This window comes from Microvirga sp. M2 (assembly GCF_047497095.1).
Taxonomy (GTDB): domain Bacteria; phylum Pseudomonadota; class Alphaproteobacteria; order Rhizobiales; family Beijerinckiaceae; genus Microvirga.
On sequence record NZ_CP134063.1, the window covers coordinates 584,787 to 602,050 of the forward strand.

The 17,264-nt window shown below is 62.1% G+C and carries 18 protein-coding genes and 1 pseudogene; 15 read left to right on the top strand and 4 right to left on the bottom strand.

Annotated elements, in window-relative coordinates:
• Window positions 1–267 precede the first annotated feature (267 nt).
• The gene (locus RE429_RS02815; protein ID WP_414472865.1) at window positions 268–1,215 is read left to right on the top strand and encodes an aldo/keto reductase; all 948 of its coding nucleotides are present in this window, start codon (window positions 268–270) and stop codon (window positions 1,213–1,215) included.
• A 210-nt stretch (window positions 1,216–1,425) separates the two neighbouring features.
• On the opposite strand, the gene RE429_RS02820 is transcribed toward RE429_RS02815, so the two are convergent.
• Complete coding sequence (locus RE429_RS02820; RefSeq protein ID WP_414472866.1) at window positions 1,426–2,319, bottom strand: LysR family transcriptional regulator; 894 nt, start codon at window positions 2,317–2,319, stop codon at window positions 1,426–1,428.
• Window positions 2,320–2,499: 180 nt separating this feature from the next.
• On the opposite strand from RE429_RS02820, the gene RE429_RS02825 reads away from it, so the two are divergent.
• From RE429_RS02825 to RE429_RS02850, 6 genes are all read left to right on the top strand, one after another.
• Window positions 2,500–3,555, top strand: coding sequence for an alpha/beta hydrolase (locus RE429_RS02825; protein ID WP_414472867.1), 1,056 nt, complete (start codon window positions 2,500–2,502; stop codon window positions 3,553–3,555).
• Between the two features lie 81 nt (window positions 3,556–3,636).
• Complete coding sequence (locus tag RE429_RS02830) at window positions 3,637–4,863, top strand: MFS transporter (protein ID WP_414472868.1); 1,227 nt, start codon at window positions 3,637–3,639, stop codon at window positions 4,861–4,863.
• 46 nt (window positions 4,864–4,909) lie between these two features.
• Window positions 4,910–5,320, top strand: a complete 411-nt coding sequence (locus RE429_RS02835; RefSeq protein ID WP_414472869.1) for a cyclophilin-like fold protein — start codon at window positions 4,910–4,912, stop codon at window positions 5,318–5,320.
• Between the two features lie 212 nt (window positions 5,321–5,532).
• Window positions 5,533–6,075 (top strand): hypothetical protein, encoded by a 543-nt coding sequence (locus RE429_RS02840; protein WP_414472870.1) that lies wholly within the window; start codon window positions 5,533–5,535, stop codon window positions 6,073–6,075.
• A gap of 172 nt (window positions 6,076–6,247) precedes the next feature.
• On the top strand, window positions 6,248–6,733 hold the full coding sequence (locus RE429_RS02845; protein WP_414472871.1) for a hypothetical protein: 486 nt from the start codon (window positions 6,248–6,250) through the stop codon (window positions 6,731–6,733).
• Window positions 6,734–7,257: 524 nt separating this feature from the next.
• Complete coding sequence (locus tag RE429_RS02850) at window positions 7,258–7,500, top strand: hypothetical protein (protein WP_414472872.1); 243 nt, start codon at window positions 7,258–7,260, stop codon at window positions 7,498–7,500.
• Between the two features lie 212 nt (window positions 7,501–7,712).
• Here RE429_RS02850 and RE429_RS02855 read toward each other — a convergent pair whose 3' ends face one another.
• Window positions 7,713–7,955, bottom strand: a complete 243-nt coding sequence (locus RE429_RS02855; RefSeq protein ID WP_414472873.1) for a DUF6894 family protein — start codon at window positions 7,953–7,955, stop codon at window positions 7,713–7,715.
• Window positions 7,956–8,217: 262 nt separating this feature from the next.
• Between RE429_RS02855 and RE429_RS02860 the strand changes: the two genes are divergently transcribed.
• From RE429_RS02860 to RE429_RS02890, 7 genes and pseudogenes are all read left to right on the top strand, one after another.
• The gene (locus RE429_RS02860) at window positions 8,218–8,958 is read left to right on the top strand and encodes a Crp/Fnr family transcriptional regulator (protein ID WP_414472874.1); all 741 of its coding nucleotides are present in this window, start codon (window positions 8,218–8,220) and stop codon (window positions 8,956–8,958) included.
• A gap of 181 nt (window positions 8,959–9,139) precedes the next feature.
• Window positions 9,140–9,376, top strand: coding sequence for a hypothetical protein (locus RE429_RS02865; RefSeq protein WP_414472875.1), 237 nt, complete (start codon window positions 9,140–9,142; stop codon window positions 9,374–9,376).
• Between the two features lie 430 nt (window positions 9,377–9,806).
• Window positions 9,807–10,009: pseudogene (locus RE429_RS02870) on the top strand (IS5/IS1182 family transposase); the annotation flags it as partial.
• Between the two features lie 218 nt (window positions 10,010–10,227).
• The gene (locus tag RE429_RS02875) at window positions 10,228–10,578 is read left to right on the top strand and encodes a HigA family addiction module antitoxin (RefSeq protein ID WP_414472876.1); all 351 of its coding nucleotides are present in this window, start codon (window positions 10,228–10,230) and stop codon (window positions 10,576–10,578) included.
• A complete protein-coding gene (locus RE429_RS02880; protein WP_414472877.1) occupies window positions 10,568–12,064 on the top strand; it encodes an ATPase domain-containing protein in 1,497 nt (498 codons plus the stop codon). Before RE429_RS02875 ends, RE429_RS02880 begins: the two co-directional genes overlap by 11 nt.
• A 2-nt stretch (window positions 12,065–12,066) precedes the next feature.
• Window positions 12,067–14,817, top strand: a complete 2,751-nt coding sequence (locus tag RE429_RS02885; protein ID WP_414472878.1) for a PAS domain S-box protein — start codon at window positions 12,067–12,069, stop codon at window positions 14,815–14,817.
• A 69-nt stretch (window positions 14,818–14,886) separates the two neighbouring features.
• Window positions 14,887–15,024 carry a hypothetical protein gene (locus RE429_RS02890; RefSeq protein WP_414472879.1) on the top strand — a complete coding sequence of 46 codons (138 nt, stop codon included), beginning with the start codon at window positions 14,887–14,889 and terminating at the stop codon, window positions 15,022–15,024.
• Between the two features lie 986 nt (window positions 15,025–16,010).
• On the opposite strand, the gene RE429_RS02895 is transcribed toward RE429_RS02890, so the two are convergent.
• A complete protein-coding gene (locus tag RE429_RS02895) occupies window positions 16,011–16,472 on the bottom strand; it encodes an N-acetyltransferase family protein (RefSeq protein WP_414472880.1) in 462 nt (153 codons plus the stop codon).
• 129 nt (window positions 16,473–16,601) lie between these two features.
• On the opposite strand from RE429_RS02895, the gene RE429_RS02900 reads away from it, so the two are divergent.
• Window positions 16,602–16,790 carry a hypothetical protein gene (locus RE429_RS02900; protein ID WP_414472881.1) on the top strand — a complete coding sequence of 63 codons (189 nt, stop codon included), beginning with the start codon at window positions 16,602–16,604 and terminating at the stop codon, window positions 16,788–16,790.
• An 84-nt stretch (window positions 16,791–16,874) separates the two neighbouring features.
• Here RE429_RS02900 and RE429_RS02905 read toward each other — a convergent pair whose 3' ends face one another.
• A complete protein-coding gene (locus tag RE429_RS02905; protein ID WP_414472882.1) occupies window positions 16,875–17,117 on the bottom strand; it encodes a hypothetical protein in 243 nt (80 codons plus the stop codon).
• Window positions 17,118–17,264 lie beyond the last annotated feature (147 nt).

The following is a 17,264-nucleotide window of genomic DNA, read 5'->3' on the forward strand; positions in this document are numbered from 1 at the left end:
ATCAAGAATAGGTGCTCGTTCGGCTCAGATTAGGCTCTCGATACTGATAGGACTTATCGCGTCAGCTTATCAATGAACGCAATCAAGCCCTCGTCGCCATAGCGAGGCAGGACGCATTCATAAGCTCTGCTAATAGCCCCATGCAGATTCCGACGCCTAGTCCTGCCTCGCCCTCACACTTAGCATCATCGGCTTCGAGGAAGTCGGCCCGGACGACTGGTACGCGAGAGCGTACGAACCGGACATTTGAGACAATGGAACATGCTCATGACGCAGCCGTGGCATGGCCGGGTCCAAAACCTGCTGCGGTTTGAGGTCAATGCAATGATCCTGGAAGAGACTTTCAATCTCGCCAACGGCGTCGAGATTCCGAAGCTTGGGCTCGGCACTTGGCGGATCCCCGACAGCGACGTCGCGCAAGTCGTGCGGGAAGCCATTCAAATCGGTTACCGCCACATCGACACCGCTCAGGCCTATGAGAACGAGCGCGGAGTCGGCGAGGGCCTGCGGGCCAGCGGCGTGTCCCGGAGCGAATTGTTCGTAGCCACCAAGCTCGCCGCCGAATGCAAGAGTTATGCGGAGGCCAAGGAACTCATCGACGGCTCTTTACGGGCGCTTGGGCTTGACCACGTCGACCTGATGCTGATCCACAGCCCGCAGCCCTGGGCGCAGTTCAGGGAGGGCGAGCACTTCTTCGAGGGCAATCTCGAGGCGTGGCGAGCACTCGAAGAGGCCTATAAAGCGGGCAAGCTCCGCGCGATCGGGGTCTCGAACTTCGAGCCGGCAGACCTCGACAATCTCCTCGCCAACGGCACCGTCCGCCCCATGGTCAACCAGGTCCTGGCCCATGTGGGCTCGACGCCCTTCGACCTGATCGAGTACGCGCACTCCAGGGACATCCTGGTTGAGGCCTACTCGCCGGTCGCGCACGGCGCGCTGCTGAACAATGCCGGGGTTGGGGCATTGGCCCAAAAGTATGGCGTGAGCGTCGCGCAACTCGGCATCCGCTACTGCCTCCAGCTCGGCCTCCTTCCCCTGCCGAAGACCACCAACGCGGCGCACATGCGAGCCAACGCCGCAGTGGATTTCGAGATCTCCGATGCCGACATGGAGACGCTCAAGAGCGCCCAGGGCGACACGGACTACGGAGCGGCCGGCATGTTCCCTGTCTTCGGGAAGAAACGGGAAGGCAGCCGCACGGCGACCGACCGCTGAGCCGTTGCGCCGGTTGCGCAACACCGAAGGTGCGTCATGACACCGGGAACCCTTGTCCGCTTATGACCGTGAGCGAGGAGGACAAGGCACCCGGTACCTTCAAGGGCGGCACGATCCTTGGCGTCGCGGTGGACGTGAGACCCAAAGCGGGCATTTCATGGAAGAACGCACCGCTGCCGCGACAGCCGTTGAAACGAGGGTTTGTCGTTATCAGCCGCGAAAGCGAAGTGCTTCCAGAACGACGGCGAAAGCGGGTGCGTGCTGCCGGCTGCTTGGGTAGTAGAGGTGGTATCCAGGGTAAGGTTCGCACCAGTCGTCCAGCACCCGTACAAGCCTCCCTTCCCTGATAGGCTCTTCGACCAGGTCGTCGGGCAGGTAAGCCAGCCCCGCTCCATCCAATGCCGCTCTCCGTGCAATTTCCAGGCTGTTGACCGCAAGTTGGCCTTCGACGCGCACGTTGATCTCGCGGCCGCGCCTCTCGAACTCCCAGGGGAAATACCCGCCTCGCGTGACCCGCCGCATGTTGATGCAGCGATGCCCGGTGAGGTCTTCCGGACGCTTTGGCACTGGGTTTGTCTTGAAGTAATCCGGCGTTCCGACGATCGCCTGCCGCATGTCCGGGCCGATGCGCACCGCGATCATGTCCTTCTCGACGAACTCGCCCACGCGGACACCGGCATCGAAACGTGCGCTCACGATGTCGGTCAGGCCCTCGTCAGTCACGATTTCGATCGTAATGTCGGGATACTCGCGCATCACTTTCGACAGCTTTGGCCAAAGCACGGTCTCGGCGGCATGCTGGGTCGACGTGATGCGGACGATGCCTGACGGCTTGTCCCTCAGCTCCGTGAGCGCCAGGAGACTTCCCTCGATCTGCGCGAATTGCGGCTCAATGCTGCGCAGGAGGCGCTCGCCGGCCTCGGTGGGCGCGACGCTGCGGGTGGTCCGGTTCAGGAGCCGCAGCCCTAGCCGGTCCTCGAGCCCTCTCATGGCCTGGCTCAGGGCCGGCTGGGAGACGCCGAGCCGAACCGCGGCCCGAGTGAAACTTCCCTCGCGCGCGACGATAATGAACGCGACCAGATCGCTGACGTTCTCCCGAAACATTCATAATTCCTGCTTATAGGCCCAAGAGCGATATAGCATCTAATCCTATGAGTAGGCAGCCGCTAAATTGAAGTCCGTGCCAGGCGATGAGCTTGGTCCGAACGGTATCCGTGCCGGTGTTGGATGAATCCAGCCCCGCTGGACGGATCAGCCCCATGGAACTCAAGGAAGGACGATGAGATGAAGGAATTCGCCTTAAGCCTCGCAATCATGCTGGGATCCGTGTCCGGCTTCGCTGTCAGCGCCTCTCCGGCCTTGGCTCAGGACATGTCGAACGGTGCTGCCAACTTCTACAAGAGCGATCGGGTCGACGTGAAGAGCGTGACCTTCCAGAACCAGTACAACATGAAGGTGGCGGGCCACCTCTTCACGCCCAAGGGCATGCAGCCGAACGCCAAGCTGGCCGCCATCGTCGTCGGGCACCCGATGGGCGCGGTGAAGGAGCAGAGCGCCGATCTCTATGCCACCAAGATGGCCGAGCAGGGGTTCGTGACGCTCTCCATCGACCTGTCCTTCTGGGGCGAAAGCGAGGGGAAGCCCGGCCACCTGGTGGCTCCGGACATCTATTCCGACGACTTCAGTGCCGCGGTTGATTTTCTGAGCACGCAGTCCTTCGTCGACCAGGAGCGCATCGGCGCGCTCGGCATCTGCGGCAGCGGCAGCTTCGTCATCAGCGCGGCCAAGATCGATCCGCGCATGAAGGCGATCGCGACCGTCAGCATGTATGACATGGGCGCGGCCTTCCGGAACGGACTGAAGCAGGCGGTGACGCTCGAACAGCGCAAGGACTTCATCCAGAAGGCAACGGCTCAGCGCCTGGTCGAGTTCGCCGGTGGCGAGACGGTCTACATCCCGGGCACGGTCAACGAGCTCACCGAGAGCACCGATCCGATCCAGCGCGAGTTCTTCGACTTCTACCGGACCTCGCGAGGCGCCTACACCCCGAAGGGGCAGCAGGCCGAGCTGACGACGAAACCGACCCTGAGCAGCGCGGTGAAGTTCATGAACTTCTACCCGTTCAACGACATCGAGACGATCTCGCCGCGGCCGATGCTCTTCATCACCGGCGACAAGGCGCATTCGCGGGAGTTCAGCGAGGACGCCTACAAGCGGGCGGGCGAGCCGAAGGAACTCTACATCGTCCCGAACGCCGGTCACGTCGATCTCTACGACCGGGTGAACCTGATCCCGTTCGGGAAGCTGACCGACTTCTTCCGCGGGAACCTGAGCTCGTAACCGCCGGGCCGATACAGCCCCTGCAACACGCCACGCCCGGCTGCCGGGCGCGGCGTCCCGTACGACCAAGGATGATGCCCGATGCAACGAGAGACCACGGTGGAAACCCTGGCGACGGCCGAGACGGCCTCGTGGGGCTCCGTCTTCGCCCTGACGCTCTGCGTGGCGACGCTGATCGCCTCCGAGTTCATGCCGGTCAGCCTCCTGACGCCCATCGCCTCCGATCTCGGGGTGACCGAGGGAACGGCCGGACAGGCCATCGCCGTCTCGGGGCTGTTCGCCGTCCTGACCAGCCTGTCGATCTCCAGTGTGACCCGGGGCATCGATCGCCGTACGGTGTTGCTGGGCCTCACGCTGGCGATGATCCTCTCGGGCGTGATGGTCGCCTTCGCGCCGAACACGGCGGTCTTCATGGCAGGACGGGCGCTCGTCGGCGTCGTCATCGGCGGGTTCTGGTCGATGTCGGCCGCGACGGTCATGCGCCTGGTGCCGGAGGCCCAGGTGCCGCGGGCTCTTGGCCTCCTCAACGGCGGCAACGCGCTTGCGGTCACGGTCGCGGCGCCTCTCGGCAGCTACCTCGGGCAATACATCGGCTGGCGCGGTGCGTTTTTCGCCGTCGTGCCCCTTGCGGCCATGACGCTTGCCTGGCTGTTCGTCAGCCTGCCATCGATGCCGGTGAAGGCGGAGAGAGGCGGGACCGTCTTCCGCGTCCTGCGCCGCCGCACCGTTCCGCTCGGCATGGCGGCAGTCTCATTGCTCTTCATGGGTCAGTTCGTCCTCCAGACCTACCTGCGCCCCTTCCTCGAGACGGTGACCGGGGTGAACACGTCCGTGCTCTCACTGATCCTTCTCGTCATCGGCGGGGCGGGCATTCTTGGAACCTACCTGATCGGACATCTGCTCAAGACGCGCCTTTACAGCCTGCTGATCGTCCTGCCGCTGCTCATGGCCGTCATCGGAGGGACCTTGACCCTGCTCGGTCATTCATCGTTCGCGACGACGTCACTGCTTGCGATGTGGGGACTGATCGGGACTGCGGCGCCAGTCGGTTGGTGGACCTGGCTCAGCAAGGCGCTTCCCGACGATGCCGAAGCGGGAGGTGGCCTTATGGTGGCCGTGGTCCAGCTCGCGATCGCGCTCGGCGCGTCGTCCGGCGGCTGGCTCTTCGATCACGAGGGATACCAGGTAGCCTTTGGGTTCAGTGCGCTCGTTCTGGTGATCGGTGCCGCCGCCGCGGGTCTTTGTGCCTACCGGGTTCGGTCGGGCATCCTGGGTCGTCGCCAATCAATGGAGGAGTGCTTGCCATGACGGAGAACTCGTTCCTGCCGCCCCGCGAAAGGGAGAAGCCTGTCGCATGCTGAACTTACTCTGCCGAACAATTGTCATCACACTGGGACTGATCGGACCTGCCATGGCCCAAGAGCGTGTTCTGATTTCCTCCGACTGGGGTCGGGTCACTGCCGAACTGGTGAACAACGATGCGACCCGGGCGCTGGTCCGGATGCTGCCGCTCACCATCGAGATGAGCGACCACCTTCGGCAGGAGAAGACCGGCAATCTGCCTTCGCCGTTACCAGCGACAGAGCGGCAGCTCGACTTCTCGACCGGAACGCTCGGGCTCTGGAACTCCGATCACTTCGTCATCTACTACCGCGGCGGCCGCGTCCCTCAGCCCGGGATAGTCTTGCTCGGCCGAGTGACGGGCGACGTATCGATCTTTGATCGTCCAGGTCGGGTTACCGTTCGTATCGAGCGCGTCGAATAGACCAGCCAAGCGCACCGGCACCCACTATTTCGAGCCAGGACATCGCCAGGGCCGGTCAGCGTCTGATTTTGCCTCCATCTCGCTCGCCGTTGCGATGATGGAGGGCGAGGATGCTGAGCGACGAGCAATGGGCCGCTCTGGGGCCGCCGATCGACTGAGAAGCTGGGGCTGATCATAGCCATGAAAGGAAGAAGCGAATGAAGAGCATAACCTTGCACACACCGAGGGGCATCCGGGGACTGCGACTGTTGGTCATTGCAGGCGCTGCTGCCGTGGTCGCGCTGGCAACAGTCCTGATTCCGGTACTACCTGCTGCCGCGCATCACGGGTGGCCCGGCTTCGAGACCGATCGCCTCGTCTACATCGCGGGAACGGTCTCCTCGGATGGTGTCTGGGGTAACCCGCACTCGCAGTTCGATGTCACCCTGGACAGCAACCTGCCTACCGACACTCCCGAACTCGCGATTCCAGAGCAGTTGCAAGATCCCGAGGACAGCGTCCGGATCAAGGCCGCTCCCTCGTACAAGGGGCCCCACAAGGAACTGGAGGTCATCATCGCGCCGCCGGCCTGGTCGGGCCAGTGGGGCTTGGGCCGTGCGCTGAAGATCGGGGAGCGCTTCAAGGCGGTCGGCTACATCAATCGGACGAATGACGGTCTGTTTCGTCCAGTCGTGTTTTGGTACGGGGACGACGACGTGCCGGTCAACCAGGTGCTCGGCAACGCGCTCCCGGTCCGAGCGCCGCTGCCGAAGTAGGCTTCCTCGACGGCTGCGAGCACCACCCCGGCCACCAGGTCAAAGCCGCAGCGCGAGACTCCGGGAATTCGATGTCGTGGACGGTGCTCGGGGCCATCGTCGTCGCAGCAAGTGCGGGTGGGTCCTCCACCCGCGCCCCCGCCCCGGGCGGGATTGAACGGAGTAGCTTGAATTGCTCGACACATTGCTGATGCTGTTGCAGGGCTCTGCGCTCGGCGAGACGGTGCGAAGTGGCCAATACCTCTATCCCGTGCTCGAGGCCATCCACATCCTTGGGATCGCCCTTCTGGTCGGCCCGGCTTTCACCTTCGACCTGCGGTTGCTGGGAGTCGGACACCGCGCCGTGTCTGTAACCAAAGCCGCGCGCTATCTGCTGCCCGTCTCACACATCGGCTTCGCCATCGCCGTTGCCACGGGTATCGCACTGCTCAGTGCGCAGGCCACCGTGGTCGCGGGTACCGGAGCCGCACCGTGGAAGTTCGGCCTGCTAATGCTCGCAGGCCTCAACGTACCGGTGTTCCACTACGGCATTTACCGCCGCGTCGATGAGTGGACGGATGCCGCCGTGACCCCGGTCGCCGCCCGCGTCGGAGCAGCCGTGTCACTGATCGCATGGGCGGGCGTGATCCTCGCCGGTCGGCTCATTGCCTACACCTGATCTCCTGAGCGTCAAGATACCTTCATCTGTAACGGAGTGTTCAACTCCGCCACGCGGTGTGCCGGCTGGGCCGCTGAGCGTCTCTACATAGGGGCGTCACGCATATGTCTCCTTCTGGCACGCTCGAGACCAAAGCCGAACGGCAGCAATCCTCACGCAACCGGACGTTCCCAAGTAGTCTGGAATTTCTCTGGGTGACCGATGCTGTTGAAAAACTCCGCAACTTCCGCTTTTCGCGTGGTCAGCATACAGAATGCTGGGCCTGATCCGGCCCGCTGACGCTAGTAATAGATGGACGAAGCAGCACTCAGGAGTTTTTCAACAGCATCGACCCACTCCGGACGTTCCCGGAGCAGTTCTCCCGTCAGGGTCCATGTTCCATAGCGTCCCGTTCCGAGAAAAAGCAGTTACAGGGCACAGTTCTGCATTAGGTTTTTTAGAGGGCGCATTAAACGGCTTCCATCCTGGTGCCTACGTGCTCCCCAATGGTGAACGATCCCGGGCAAGAGGAGGAGATGTCTGTCATGTCGAGATTAGCAATCGCGGTTGCGTTGGCACTGGCAGCGACCACCTCCAGCGCTCAAAATGCTCCATCCGGACAATCGCAGGCTCCGGCTGCGCCGAGCACGAATGGAACAAGGCCATTCCTGTTTGATGGACGGATGAAAGGTGATGGTATCCGGCAGGAGAAGCAGATGGGAAATCGACACCCTAACACTGGTGCCATCATCGTGCCGCCGAAAACGAGCCAGCTTGAGCGCAAATGATGCGCCCAGACCTCCGTTCATGACGGTCCTGACCCTAGGGAGCTGTGCTGGCCCGCGGGCCAGCATTCGCGAGGATCCAACTTCCGATCATGCGCTTCCAAAGACTGGGTAAGAATAACCCTTTGCTTACTTGTATAAGGAGCCGCTGCGAAATTCCTCCGAATACGCTGAAAGGACACCTTATCCGGTTCCAAAAAGGCGCCTCTGCGAAATCATGAGGTTTCGCGGCTCAGCTCTTCCAGGGAAAAGCGAAGCCTGAACAAGGCCTGTCCGGCGGCATCGGTAACCTCCATGTGCCAGTCGGAACCCATCCAGGAGTCGACGCCGTTACCCTGGATGATCTCACCGACGGTTTGAACGGCTTCCTGGCGCGCCTCCTCAAGCCCTGGAAACTCAGTTCCCTCGGTGTCGGGATGGGCGAGTCCGTTGAAGGTATGGAAGAAATAGCGAGGCATCTTGGACGCTCCTCTGCCGACAGGCGGGAGCACGGGGATCTCTCAGCCACCAACGCCTGGATCATCCATGCTGGTGATAAGCGTCAACGGCAAACGATTGCATTTGTTCGGGAACGACATTGTCAATTTGCGGTTTCAGACCGCTCTCAGGCCTTGCTCAAGATGCTTCCAGCCATAAAAATCAAGCATCGCCAGCAATTACACCTCGGGAGCTGGCGGCTGAGAGACATGCTCTCCCGCCTGATCACCCTGGGAGGCTGTCATGGATGCCATCCACCCTCACACCATCGCGCTGATCCGCAAGCTGGAGAGCATCGCCCGGCTCGCGCCGGCGGAGAAGGCAGCGCTCCAGCGCCTGCCGCTGCGGCTGAAAACCATTGCGGCCGACCAGGACATCGTCAGCGAAGGCGACACCCCCTCCGAGTGCTGCTTGATCGTCGAGGGCTTTGCCTGCCGCTACAACGTCACGGCCCAGGGCAGGCGACAGATCCAGTCGTTTCACATCAGCGGCGACATCCCGGATCTCCAGAGCCTGCACCTGAAGGTCATGGATCACAGCCTGGGCACATTGATCCCTTGCAAGCTCGCCTTCATTCCGCATGACGACATCCGCAGCCTCATGCGCAATCACCCTCGGCTGAATGACCTGTTCTGGCGTGACACCCTCATCGAAGCGGCCGTGTTTCGGCAGTGGGTGGTCAATGTCGGTCGGCGCCCCGCGCGGACCCGCATGGCGCATCTGCTGTGCGAGCTGTTGGTACGGCTGCGAGCGGTCGAGCTGGTGGAGGACCATGTCTTTGACCTGCCGGTCACCCAAGGAGAACTGGCTGATGCGCTCGGGATCTCGAACGTGCACGTCAACCGGGTGCTCCAGGAGCTCCGGAAAGAGAGCTTGATCTCCCAGCAAGGGACAACCCTGAAGGTACTGGACTGGGAAGGCCTGAAATGGGCCGGCGAGTTTGATCCGACCTACCTGCACCTGGTGAAGAAAGAGGCGCTCTGACCGGCAGGAGGGTTTCCAGCCCGCCCCGGATCGTTACGTACAGCGCTTATCGAAATTCGCGGCCTCGCTTGGACTTTGAAGCGGCAAGAGCGCATAGTCGGACTATCACTGGCCAATCCGAGCCCGTAGGCCCCGGTGACTGAGAGAGACGTGCGCTCCCGCCTGCGAAGCGAGAGATGCCATGGACCTCTACCAGCACCGTGAACAGCTCGCCAAGATCGATCAGCATCTTGGCGAGTGCGAGAGGCGTGTGGGCGATCAAGCCGCGTATGTCGAGCAGTTGCGCAAGGGTAGCCAGGAAACGGCTTTAGCCATGCGACTGCTCCACGCCTTCGAGCAAACCCTCGAACAGTTGCACATTCGCCGACAAATTATCCTAGGTACCATCACCCGAAAATCCACGCTCCCTCGGACCTGATCCCTGAACGGAGCGAGCCGCCTCTTCAGCCAGGATCTGATGCGACCGCCAAATGGCTCTCCTGGAGAACCTGATCTGCTCCCAAACCCAGACCTGTTCGGCCTGTTGAGCTTTCAGGATCTGCCACATCTCGGCAGGGGGACCAAACGGATTATGGTTGCTCTCGGCCATGAGAATACCCATCAAATCAAGCCAGTTCTCCAGCCTAAAATATGGCACTCTGCCAACCCTTCCATAAACGCCGTCCACACACGGCCTTCGGCAAAATTTTTGCCGTACGTCATTGATGGTATAGGACGCAGCGGTCTCCACACCAGGAAGGTCTCAAACTGGCACTCCCTAGATCAGAGAGCTTGGTCGACTTTGGCGTTTGAGGCAGCGTGGAAGCGCGCTGATCCGGTAGACTTTTCACCGGATCCAGGAGGCCACGATGGCGCGCTTCATCGAAGGCAAAGACCGCCGGCAGGCGCTGCTCCTCCCCGGGGGCCGAGACGACTATGTCACTCGAGACAATCGGGTGCGGGTGATTTACGCCTTCATTACGAACTCGATCTCCAGGCTCACGGCTTTGCCCGGGTCCAGCCTGCCGCCACAGGGCGGTCCGCTTACCATCCGGCCATTCTGCTCAAGATCGCGCCTAACAGCCGACGTTCGTTGATCAGTCGGGCCGTGGAATATTGCACCCAGGCCGGCCCTCCGCCTCCAATAATCTAAAGGAACAGAGAAGACTGGGCATTCGGAACGGCTATCAGGGTGGACCGACAGCTCGATCATGCAAAGATCAGCGTCAGCCCTTGTTTTCGGTGGCCTGTCGCCCATAACGCTACAGTCGGCTTAACCAAGGCAAGCGCATGCCCCGCTCCCGCGACGCCCTTCCGGTGCCTCCGACCCATCCAGGCTGGATCTTACGTGATCGGGTTCTGCCGGGCCTTGGGCTCTCCGTCAGCCAAGCGGCCCGCGAGCTTCGCATCGCCCGTCAGACGCTCCATCGTGTTCTCGCCGGCACGGCTGCGATCAGTCCCGAAATGGCCACGCGTCTGGCCCGTCTCTCGGGTACGGCACCTCACTTCTGGCTCGACCGCCAGCAACAGTACGACCTCTGGCACGCTGAGCAGGCGCTCACCGGTGTACTCGGACTGATCCCGACTCACACTCTTCCGGCTGCGATCCAGGCCGAGATCGGACTAAGTTATGAACACTAAGCCTCAGCGGTCTCCCAAAGCGCGGACCGGGGTTGCGGGTTTGGACGATATCCTCGTCGGGGGCCTGTCCCCCGGGCACGTCTATCTCCTGGAGGGCAGCCCTGGCACCGGCAAGACCACCATCGCGCTCCAATTTCTGATCGAAGGTGCCGAGGCGGGAGAAACGGGGCTCTACATCACCATGTCTGAAACCGAGCGGGAGCTACGCGACGGGGCGGCCTCGCATGGCTGGGCTCTTCGCGACGGCATTCAGGTGTTCGAACTCGTGCCGCCGGAGAACCTTCTCGACGAGGAGCACCAGCAGAGCCTGCTCTACTCGTCGGATCTGGAGCTGGGTGAGACCACCAAGGCCGTATTCGAGGCGATTGACCGAAGCCAGCCCGTTCGGATCGTGATCGACAGCCTGTCCGAAATCCGCCTCCTAGCGCAAAGCTCCCTGCGCTATCGCCGTCAGATCCTGGCGATGAAGCACTACTTCGCGAAGCAGGGCGCGACGGTGCTGATGCTGGATGACCTCACCACCGACACGAATGACAAGACGGTTCACAGCCTCGCCCATGGCGTGATCCGCCTGGAGGAACTCGCGCCCAGCTATGGAGCCGAGCGCCGCCGCCTGCGGGTGATCAAGTATCGTGGCCAGGCGTTTCGGGGCGGCTTCCACGACTTCACTATCGCACAAGGGGGCGTCCAGGTGTTCCCGCGCCTCGTCGCCGGCGAGCACAAGACTGGTTTTGACCGCCATGTGCTCACGAGCGGCATAGGGGAACTCGACGCCCTGCTGGGTGGTGGCATCGAGAAGGGCTCCAGCACGTTGATCATGGGGCCTGCGGGGGCAGGCAAGTCCCTGCTGGCCGTCCAATTTGCCGTTGCCGCTGCCGCGCGAGGCGAGAAGGCGGCCTTGTTCATTTTCGACGAGGAGCTTGGTCTGCTCATCGACCGAGCCAAGCTGATGGGCATCGATCTGGACGCGTTATGTGCCAGTGGCAACCTGTTCATCGAGCAGGTTGACGCCGCCGAGCTCTCGCCTGGAGAGTTTACCCATCGGGTTCGGGCCAGGGTGGATGGCAACAGCGTGAAGACAGTCGTCATCGACGGCCTCAACGGGTACCAATCCGCCATGCCGGACGAGAGCTTTCTGGTCCTGCACATCCATGAGCTGTTGCAGTACCTGAACCGGCAGGGTGCCTCGACCTTCCTGACGATAGCCCAGCACGGACTTGTCGGCGACATGAAGTCCCCTGTCGACGTCACCTATCTCGCTGACACTGTGATCCTGCTGCGCTACTTCGAGGCTTTCGGGCAGGTCCGGCGGGCGATCTCGATCATCAAGAAGCGGTTCGGCACACACGAAAACACCATCCGCGAGATCCGCATCGACAGCCGGGGCATTGCCATCGGCGAAGCCCTGGAGGGCTTCCAGGGGATCCTACGCGGCACCCCGGTCCTGGCCGATGGCGACCGGGCCCGGCTGCTCGAAGACCGCTGATCATGAGCGATACACTCCAATCCCGTTCGGAGCGGGCGCTCATCCTGGCTCCGCATGGGCGGGACGCCACTGTCGCGGTCCAGATTCTGGCAGCCGCTGGGATCGCGGCCGAGATCTGTCCCGACCTGCCCGCGCTCGTGCTCGCGATAGGGCATGGCGCGGGCTTTGCGATCGTGACCGACGAAACGCTGCGGACCGCCGATCTCAAAGAGCTGTCGCGGTGGCTTGCCCAGCAACCACCCTGGTCAGACTTTGCCTTTGTCGTCCTGACGCTGCGGGGCGGCGGTATCGAGCGCAACCCAGCCGCCAGACGCTACCTTGACGTGCTCGGCAACGTTTCGTTCCTGGAGCGTCCCTTCCACCCAACCACCCTCGTCAGCCTGGCCGGCGCGGCGCTGCGTGCGCGCCGACGGCAATATGAAGCGCGGGCACGGCTCGAAGCCTTGCGCGAGAGTGAGACGCGCTATCGCAGCTTGTTTGAGAACATCGACGAGGGCTTTTGTATCATCGAGTTCCTCAACGGACCTCACGGCCCCCTGAGTGACTACATCCATATCGAGGCAAACCCAGCCTACTCCATCCATGCCGGCATCCCGAACGTCGTAGGGCAAAAGGTGCGCGAGATGGTGCCCGACGAGGCGGAGGCCTGGGTGGCGCTCTACCGCCGCGTTCTGGAGACCGGCGAGCCCACCCGCTTCGAGCGGGAGCTCGTCGCCACCCGGCGTTACCTGGAACTGGCCGCCTTCCGCGTCGAGCCTGCGAGCCGGCGGCAGGTTGCGGTGGTTTTCCGGGACGTCACGGCCCGCAAGCAGGCCGAGCTGGCCCTGCGCGAGAGCGAGGCTCGCCTGCGGGCCCTCATTGCGGACCTTGAACGTCAGGTGGATGAGCGCACGCGGCAGCGCAGCCGCACCTGGCAAGTCAGCCCAGACCTCCTCGGCGTCGCGAATGCCACAGGTTACGTCACGAGCCTAAACCCGGCCTGGGAGCAAACCCTCGGATGGACGGAGGAGGAAATCGCTCGGACACCCTTCGTGGACCTGCTGCACCCGGATGACATCGGGCCAACGCTCGCTGCCTTCGACAAGCTCAAGCAGGGTGAGCCGGTGCTGCGGTTCGAGAACCGCTACCGCGCGAAGGACGAATCCTACCGCTGGATCTCGTGGGTCGCTGTTCCCGAGGGCGAGGAGTTCTATTGCAGCGGGCGTAACGTGACCGTGGAAAAGGAGCAGGCTGCTGAGCTCGCCGAGCGCAGGGCTGAGCTTGACCGACTCTGGACCTTGTCCGAGGATATGCTGGCGCGCGCTGATTATCAGGGGATGATGTCGGCCGTCAGCCCGGCCTGGACGCGAGTGCTGGGATGGACCGAAGCGGAGCTCCTGACGCGACCCTACGCGACGTTCATGCATCCCGATGATATGAACCGGACACTGGCGGCGCTCGCGCACATGAGCGAAACCGGCCAGCCGACGCGGTTCGAGAACCGCATTGCGACCAAGGACGGCGGTTGGAAGCCCATCGAGTGGACCGTTGCGCCTGAGGCGGAGGGTGTCAACTTCATCGCCGTCGGGCGTGATCTCAGCATTGTGAAAGCACGGGAGATGGAACTCGCGGTCGCACAGGACGCGCTGCGCCAGTCGCAGAAGCTGGAGGCGGTGGGCCAACTGACGGGCGGTGTGGCGCATGACTTCAACAACCTCCTCACGATCATCAAGAGCTCGACCGACCTTTTGCGTCGCCCCAACCTGGCCGACGAGCGCCGGCGTCGCTATGTGGACGCAATCTCTGATACGGTGGACCGGGCGTCGAAACTGACCGGCCAGCTTCTCGCATTCGCACGCCGGCAGGCGCTGAAGCCCGAGGTGTTCGACGTGCCCAAGCACGTCGAAGCCATTACTGACATGTTGCGCACGGTGGTGGGGGCGCGGATCCAGATCATCACAGAGGTCGATGCCCACGACTGTTTCGCTCAAGCCGACGTGAGCCAGTTTGAGACGGCGCTGATCAACATGGCGGTGAACGGGCGCGACGCCATGAATGGCGAAGGCAAGCTTAAGGTCACGGTGCGCAGCATGCCCATGTTGCCGGCCTTGAGGGGCCATGCCGGCAGCACGGGACCGTTTGTGGCGGTGTCCGTCAGCGATACCGGTGCCGGCATTCCGGCCGACAGGCACTCCCAGATTTTCGAGCCCTTCTTCACCACCAAGGACATCGGCAAGGGGACAGGTCTCGGCCTGTCCCAGGTCTATGGCTTCGTCAAGCAATCGGGCGGCGACGTTGCGGTCGTGAGCGAGACCGGACACGGCGCGACGTTCACGATCTATCTGCCTCAGGTCGAAGCAACGCCGGAGGAGCAGGTCGTTCAATGGGACGAGGCGGCAGGCGTATCGGCGGAGGGACGGGGCCGGCGGGTTCTAGTCGTTGAGGACAACGTCGAGGTGGGGCGTTTCTCCACGCAGCTCCTCCAGGATCTCGGCTATGAGACGACCTGGGCGGCCAATGCGCGCGAGGCGCTCGAACTCCTGGGCGAGGTCGATGGCTTCGACGTGGTGTTCTCGGACGTGGTGATGCCTGGCATGGGCGGCGTGGAGCTCGGCGAGGAGATCCGCCGCCGGCGCCCTGGCTTGCCCGTGATCCTGACGTCCGGCTACAGCCATGTGCTGGCTGAGGAAGGCCGTCATGGCTTCGAGCTCTTGCACAAGCCTTATGCGGCTGAGGAGCTGTCCCGGGTGCTGCGCCGGGTGACACGCCGTTGACCGGCAATCTTCCGGCCGGTTTTCAATCTCAACCCTGATCCCGCACCTGGAGAGCGATCAGGCCGCCACATGAGCATCATCCTTCAGCCCGTCCGCGTGGCGACCGGCTCTGGCGAGGACGGCATGCTGGTTCGCGATGAGGAGCAGCGACTGTTGGCGGTGTTGACCCGCATTTCGGACGAGAGCGACATGGCTCCGGGGCAGTGATACCTGGAGGCAGGCTTCGGTCGGCTGGATGGTCTCAAGCATCCGACCTTTGCCGATTTAGATGCAGCCCTGCTTTGGATCGGCCAGCGCCTCACCGGGGCTCAGTCAGCGGTCTCCGCGAGAATGCGCGTTGGCGCACAGGTGTGCCCGCCGAGTTCACTTCCTGATCCGCCATTTTGGACGGTCGTGGTGCCGATGACCACCATCGCCATGCGGACGGCCTCGATCGTAGCGACGAACGAGCCGCCAACATGCTGAAACGCTTCGACTCGATCTTCCGCTCGTCACCGAAAGATGTCAGCGGGTGTTGAAGCAAGCTTCGATTGATATCGTTCCCATTGCGGCCCAGCTAGGATACCCGCTTGCCACCGGCCGGTTTCGCCGGAATGCTGCCCTTGCTTTGGTTCACGAGGGGAGAGGCCGGATCGGGTTCTTGGGCTTGTCCTGCTTCGGCTTCTTTGCTTCACGGTTGCTGCGCTTTTCGCCTCTGACCTTGGGGTACCTCCGTTGTCAGTCAGGTTCTGGAAAACTTGTCTCAGCCGTGGGGTAACCTGTCGAGCAGATGATCAAAGTCGGCCAGCACCCGGTCGATCAGTCTGCGGCGACGCAGGTCGGGCGCATCCAAATTCCGCGCGAGCAGACCCGGCAGATAGCGCGCCTTCTCGGCAGCCTCCGGCCAGTCTGGCCTGCCTCCTGAAAAGTGATCCTCCCTGAAGTATGGCTTTTGAGCCTGAGGGCGGTCGTGGAAATACCAGTCAACCTAAACCGGATGTCACTGGATTAGGAGGAGGGCTCAGCTATGCCGTATCCCATATCACGCCGGAACTGGAAATGTCGCATATTGGCACATTCCGGAAGTAAACCGAACGTCCGTGATGCGGCGGTAACCGGACTTTTGCGGCATTCGGTAGCAAACGCCACCATAATTGAACCAACTGCATGAGCATGCTGGGAGAGTGCCTGAAGATTGCCATGTCCATCGAAGATTACAGCGCCAACTTGTAGCCGATGTGGCTCCCTGCGAACCCAAGTTTCTCATAGAAACGGTGGGCATCGGGACGTTCCCTGTCGGTCGTAAGCTGGACGAGATTGCATCCTCTGGCCCGGCACTGGGCAATGGCCCACTCGAACATCTGCTGCCCAAGTCCGGACCCACTATGTGCCGCTGCGGTCCTGACACCTTCGATCTGGCCGCGCCATGCGCCCTGGCGAGCGAGAGCTGGGATGAAAGAGAGCTGAAGGGTTCCGATCACCCCATCACCTTGTGTCGCAACCACTTGCAACTGGGTGGGATCGCTATCGATCGCCTGGAAAGCCTCGACATATTTCCGGTTCGGCGGAGAGCTGGCATCCTCTCGCTGCTGCCCGAGAATGTCGTCGGCCAGAAGGGCAATGATGGCCGGAAGGTCGGAAGCCTGGGCGCGGCGGAATGCCGGACTTTTGGGCAAACGGCGATTGCCTGAGATGTCACTCCCGAAAGTCCATCGCGCCCGCTCTGAGCAGCATAGGTCTGTGCTTTTCAATGTCTATTCGCCACCATGCCCCATGTCGGACATAGGCACAGGATGGACCTTCTGATGGTAGTGGCTCACATCGCCAATCAGGATCTCGGCCAGTCCATCGATCTCCCGCACCGCACGGTCGATCTGACGGTATTCCGGGCCGCCTATCGGGATGTCGGCCAGCGTCCGCGTGAGAAGATGGCGGGTCGGTCGCAGGGACTCCAGGAGCCTGTCGACAACCTCCCTGCTCATGAAGCGTCGTGATTTTCTCGAATGACCATTTCGCATGGGATCGCCTCAAGTTTTCTCATTGGCTTCGGCCGATTACGGTACTAGGCCACGTGGTCATCATGATCCGGTGGTTCCGCAGTGGCTTGAGCCAGCACGGAGCGGCATCACCCCAATCCGCCCGCGAACGTACCCAAACGACAAGGATGCGGCGAGACGTTCGATCTGCTGCTCTTGACTGTGATGCTCAACCAGAAGAGCCTTGATGGCTGTTCGTGGATCGCCGCCGAAAGCCTCGATAACGGCGGTGACATCCGCTTCCATCTCATCCACATGGGGTTTGGGCTGGGCCTGATCGATCATGTTCATCTCCATCGGGGAACGCCAAGGTATCAATTCGACCTCATCCCCACCAGCGTTGTGTTCTCGTTTTGTTCGAGATCTGTGGAATATGGGGATAGGCTGTGTGGCAGGATTCACGACCTTGCGTCAGGTGGTCCCGCCTATTCA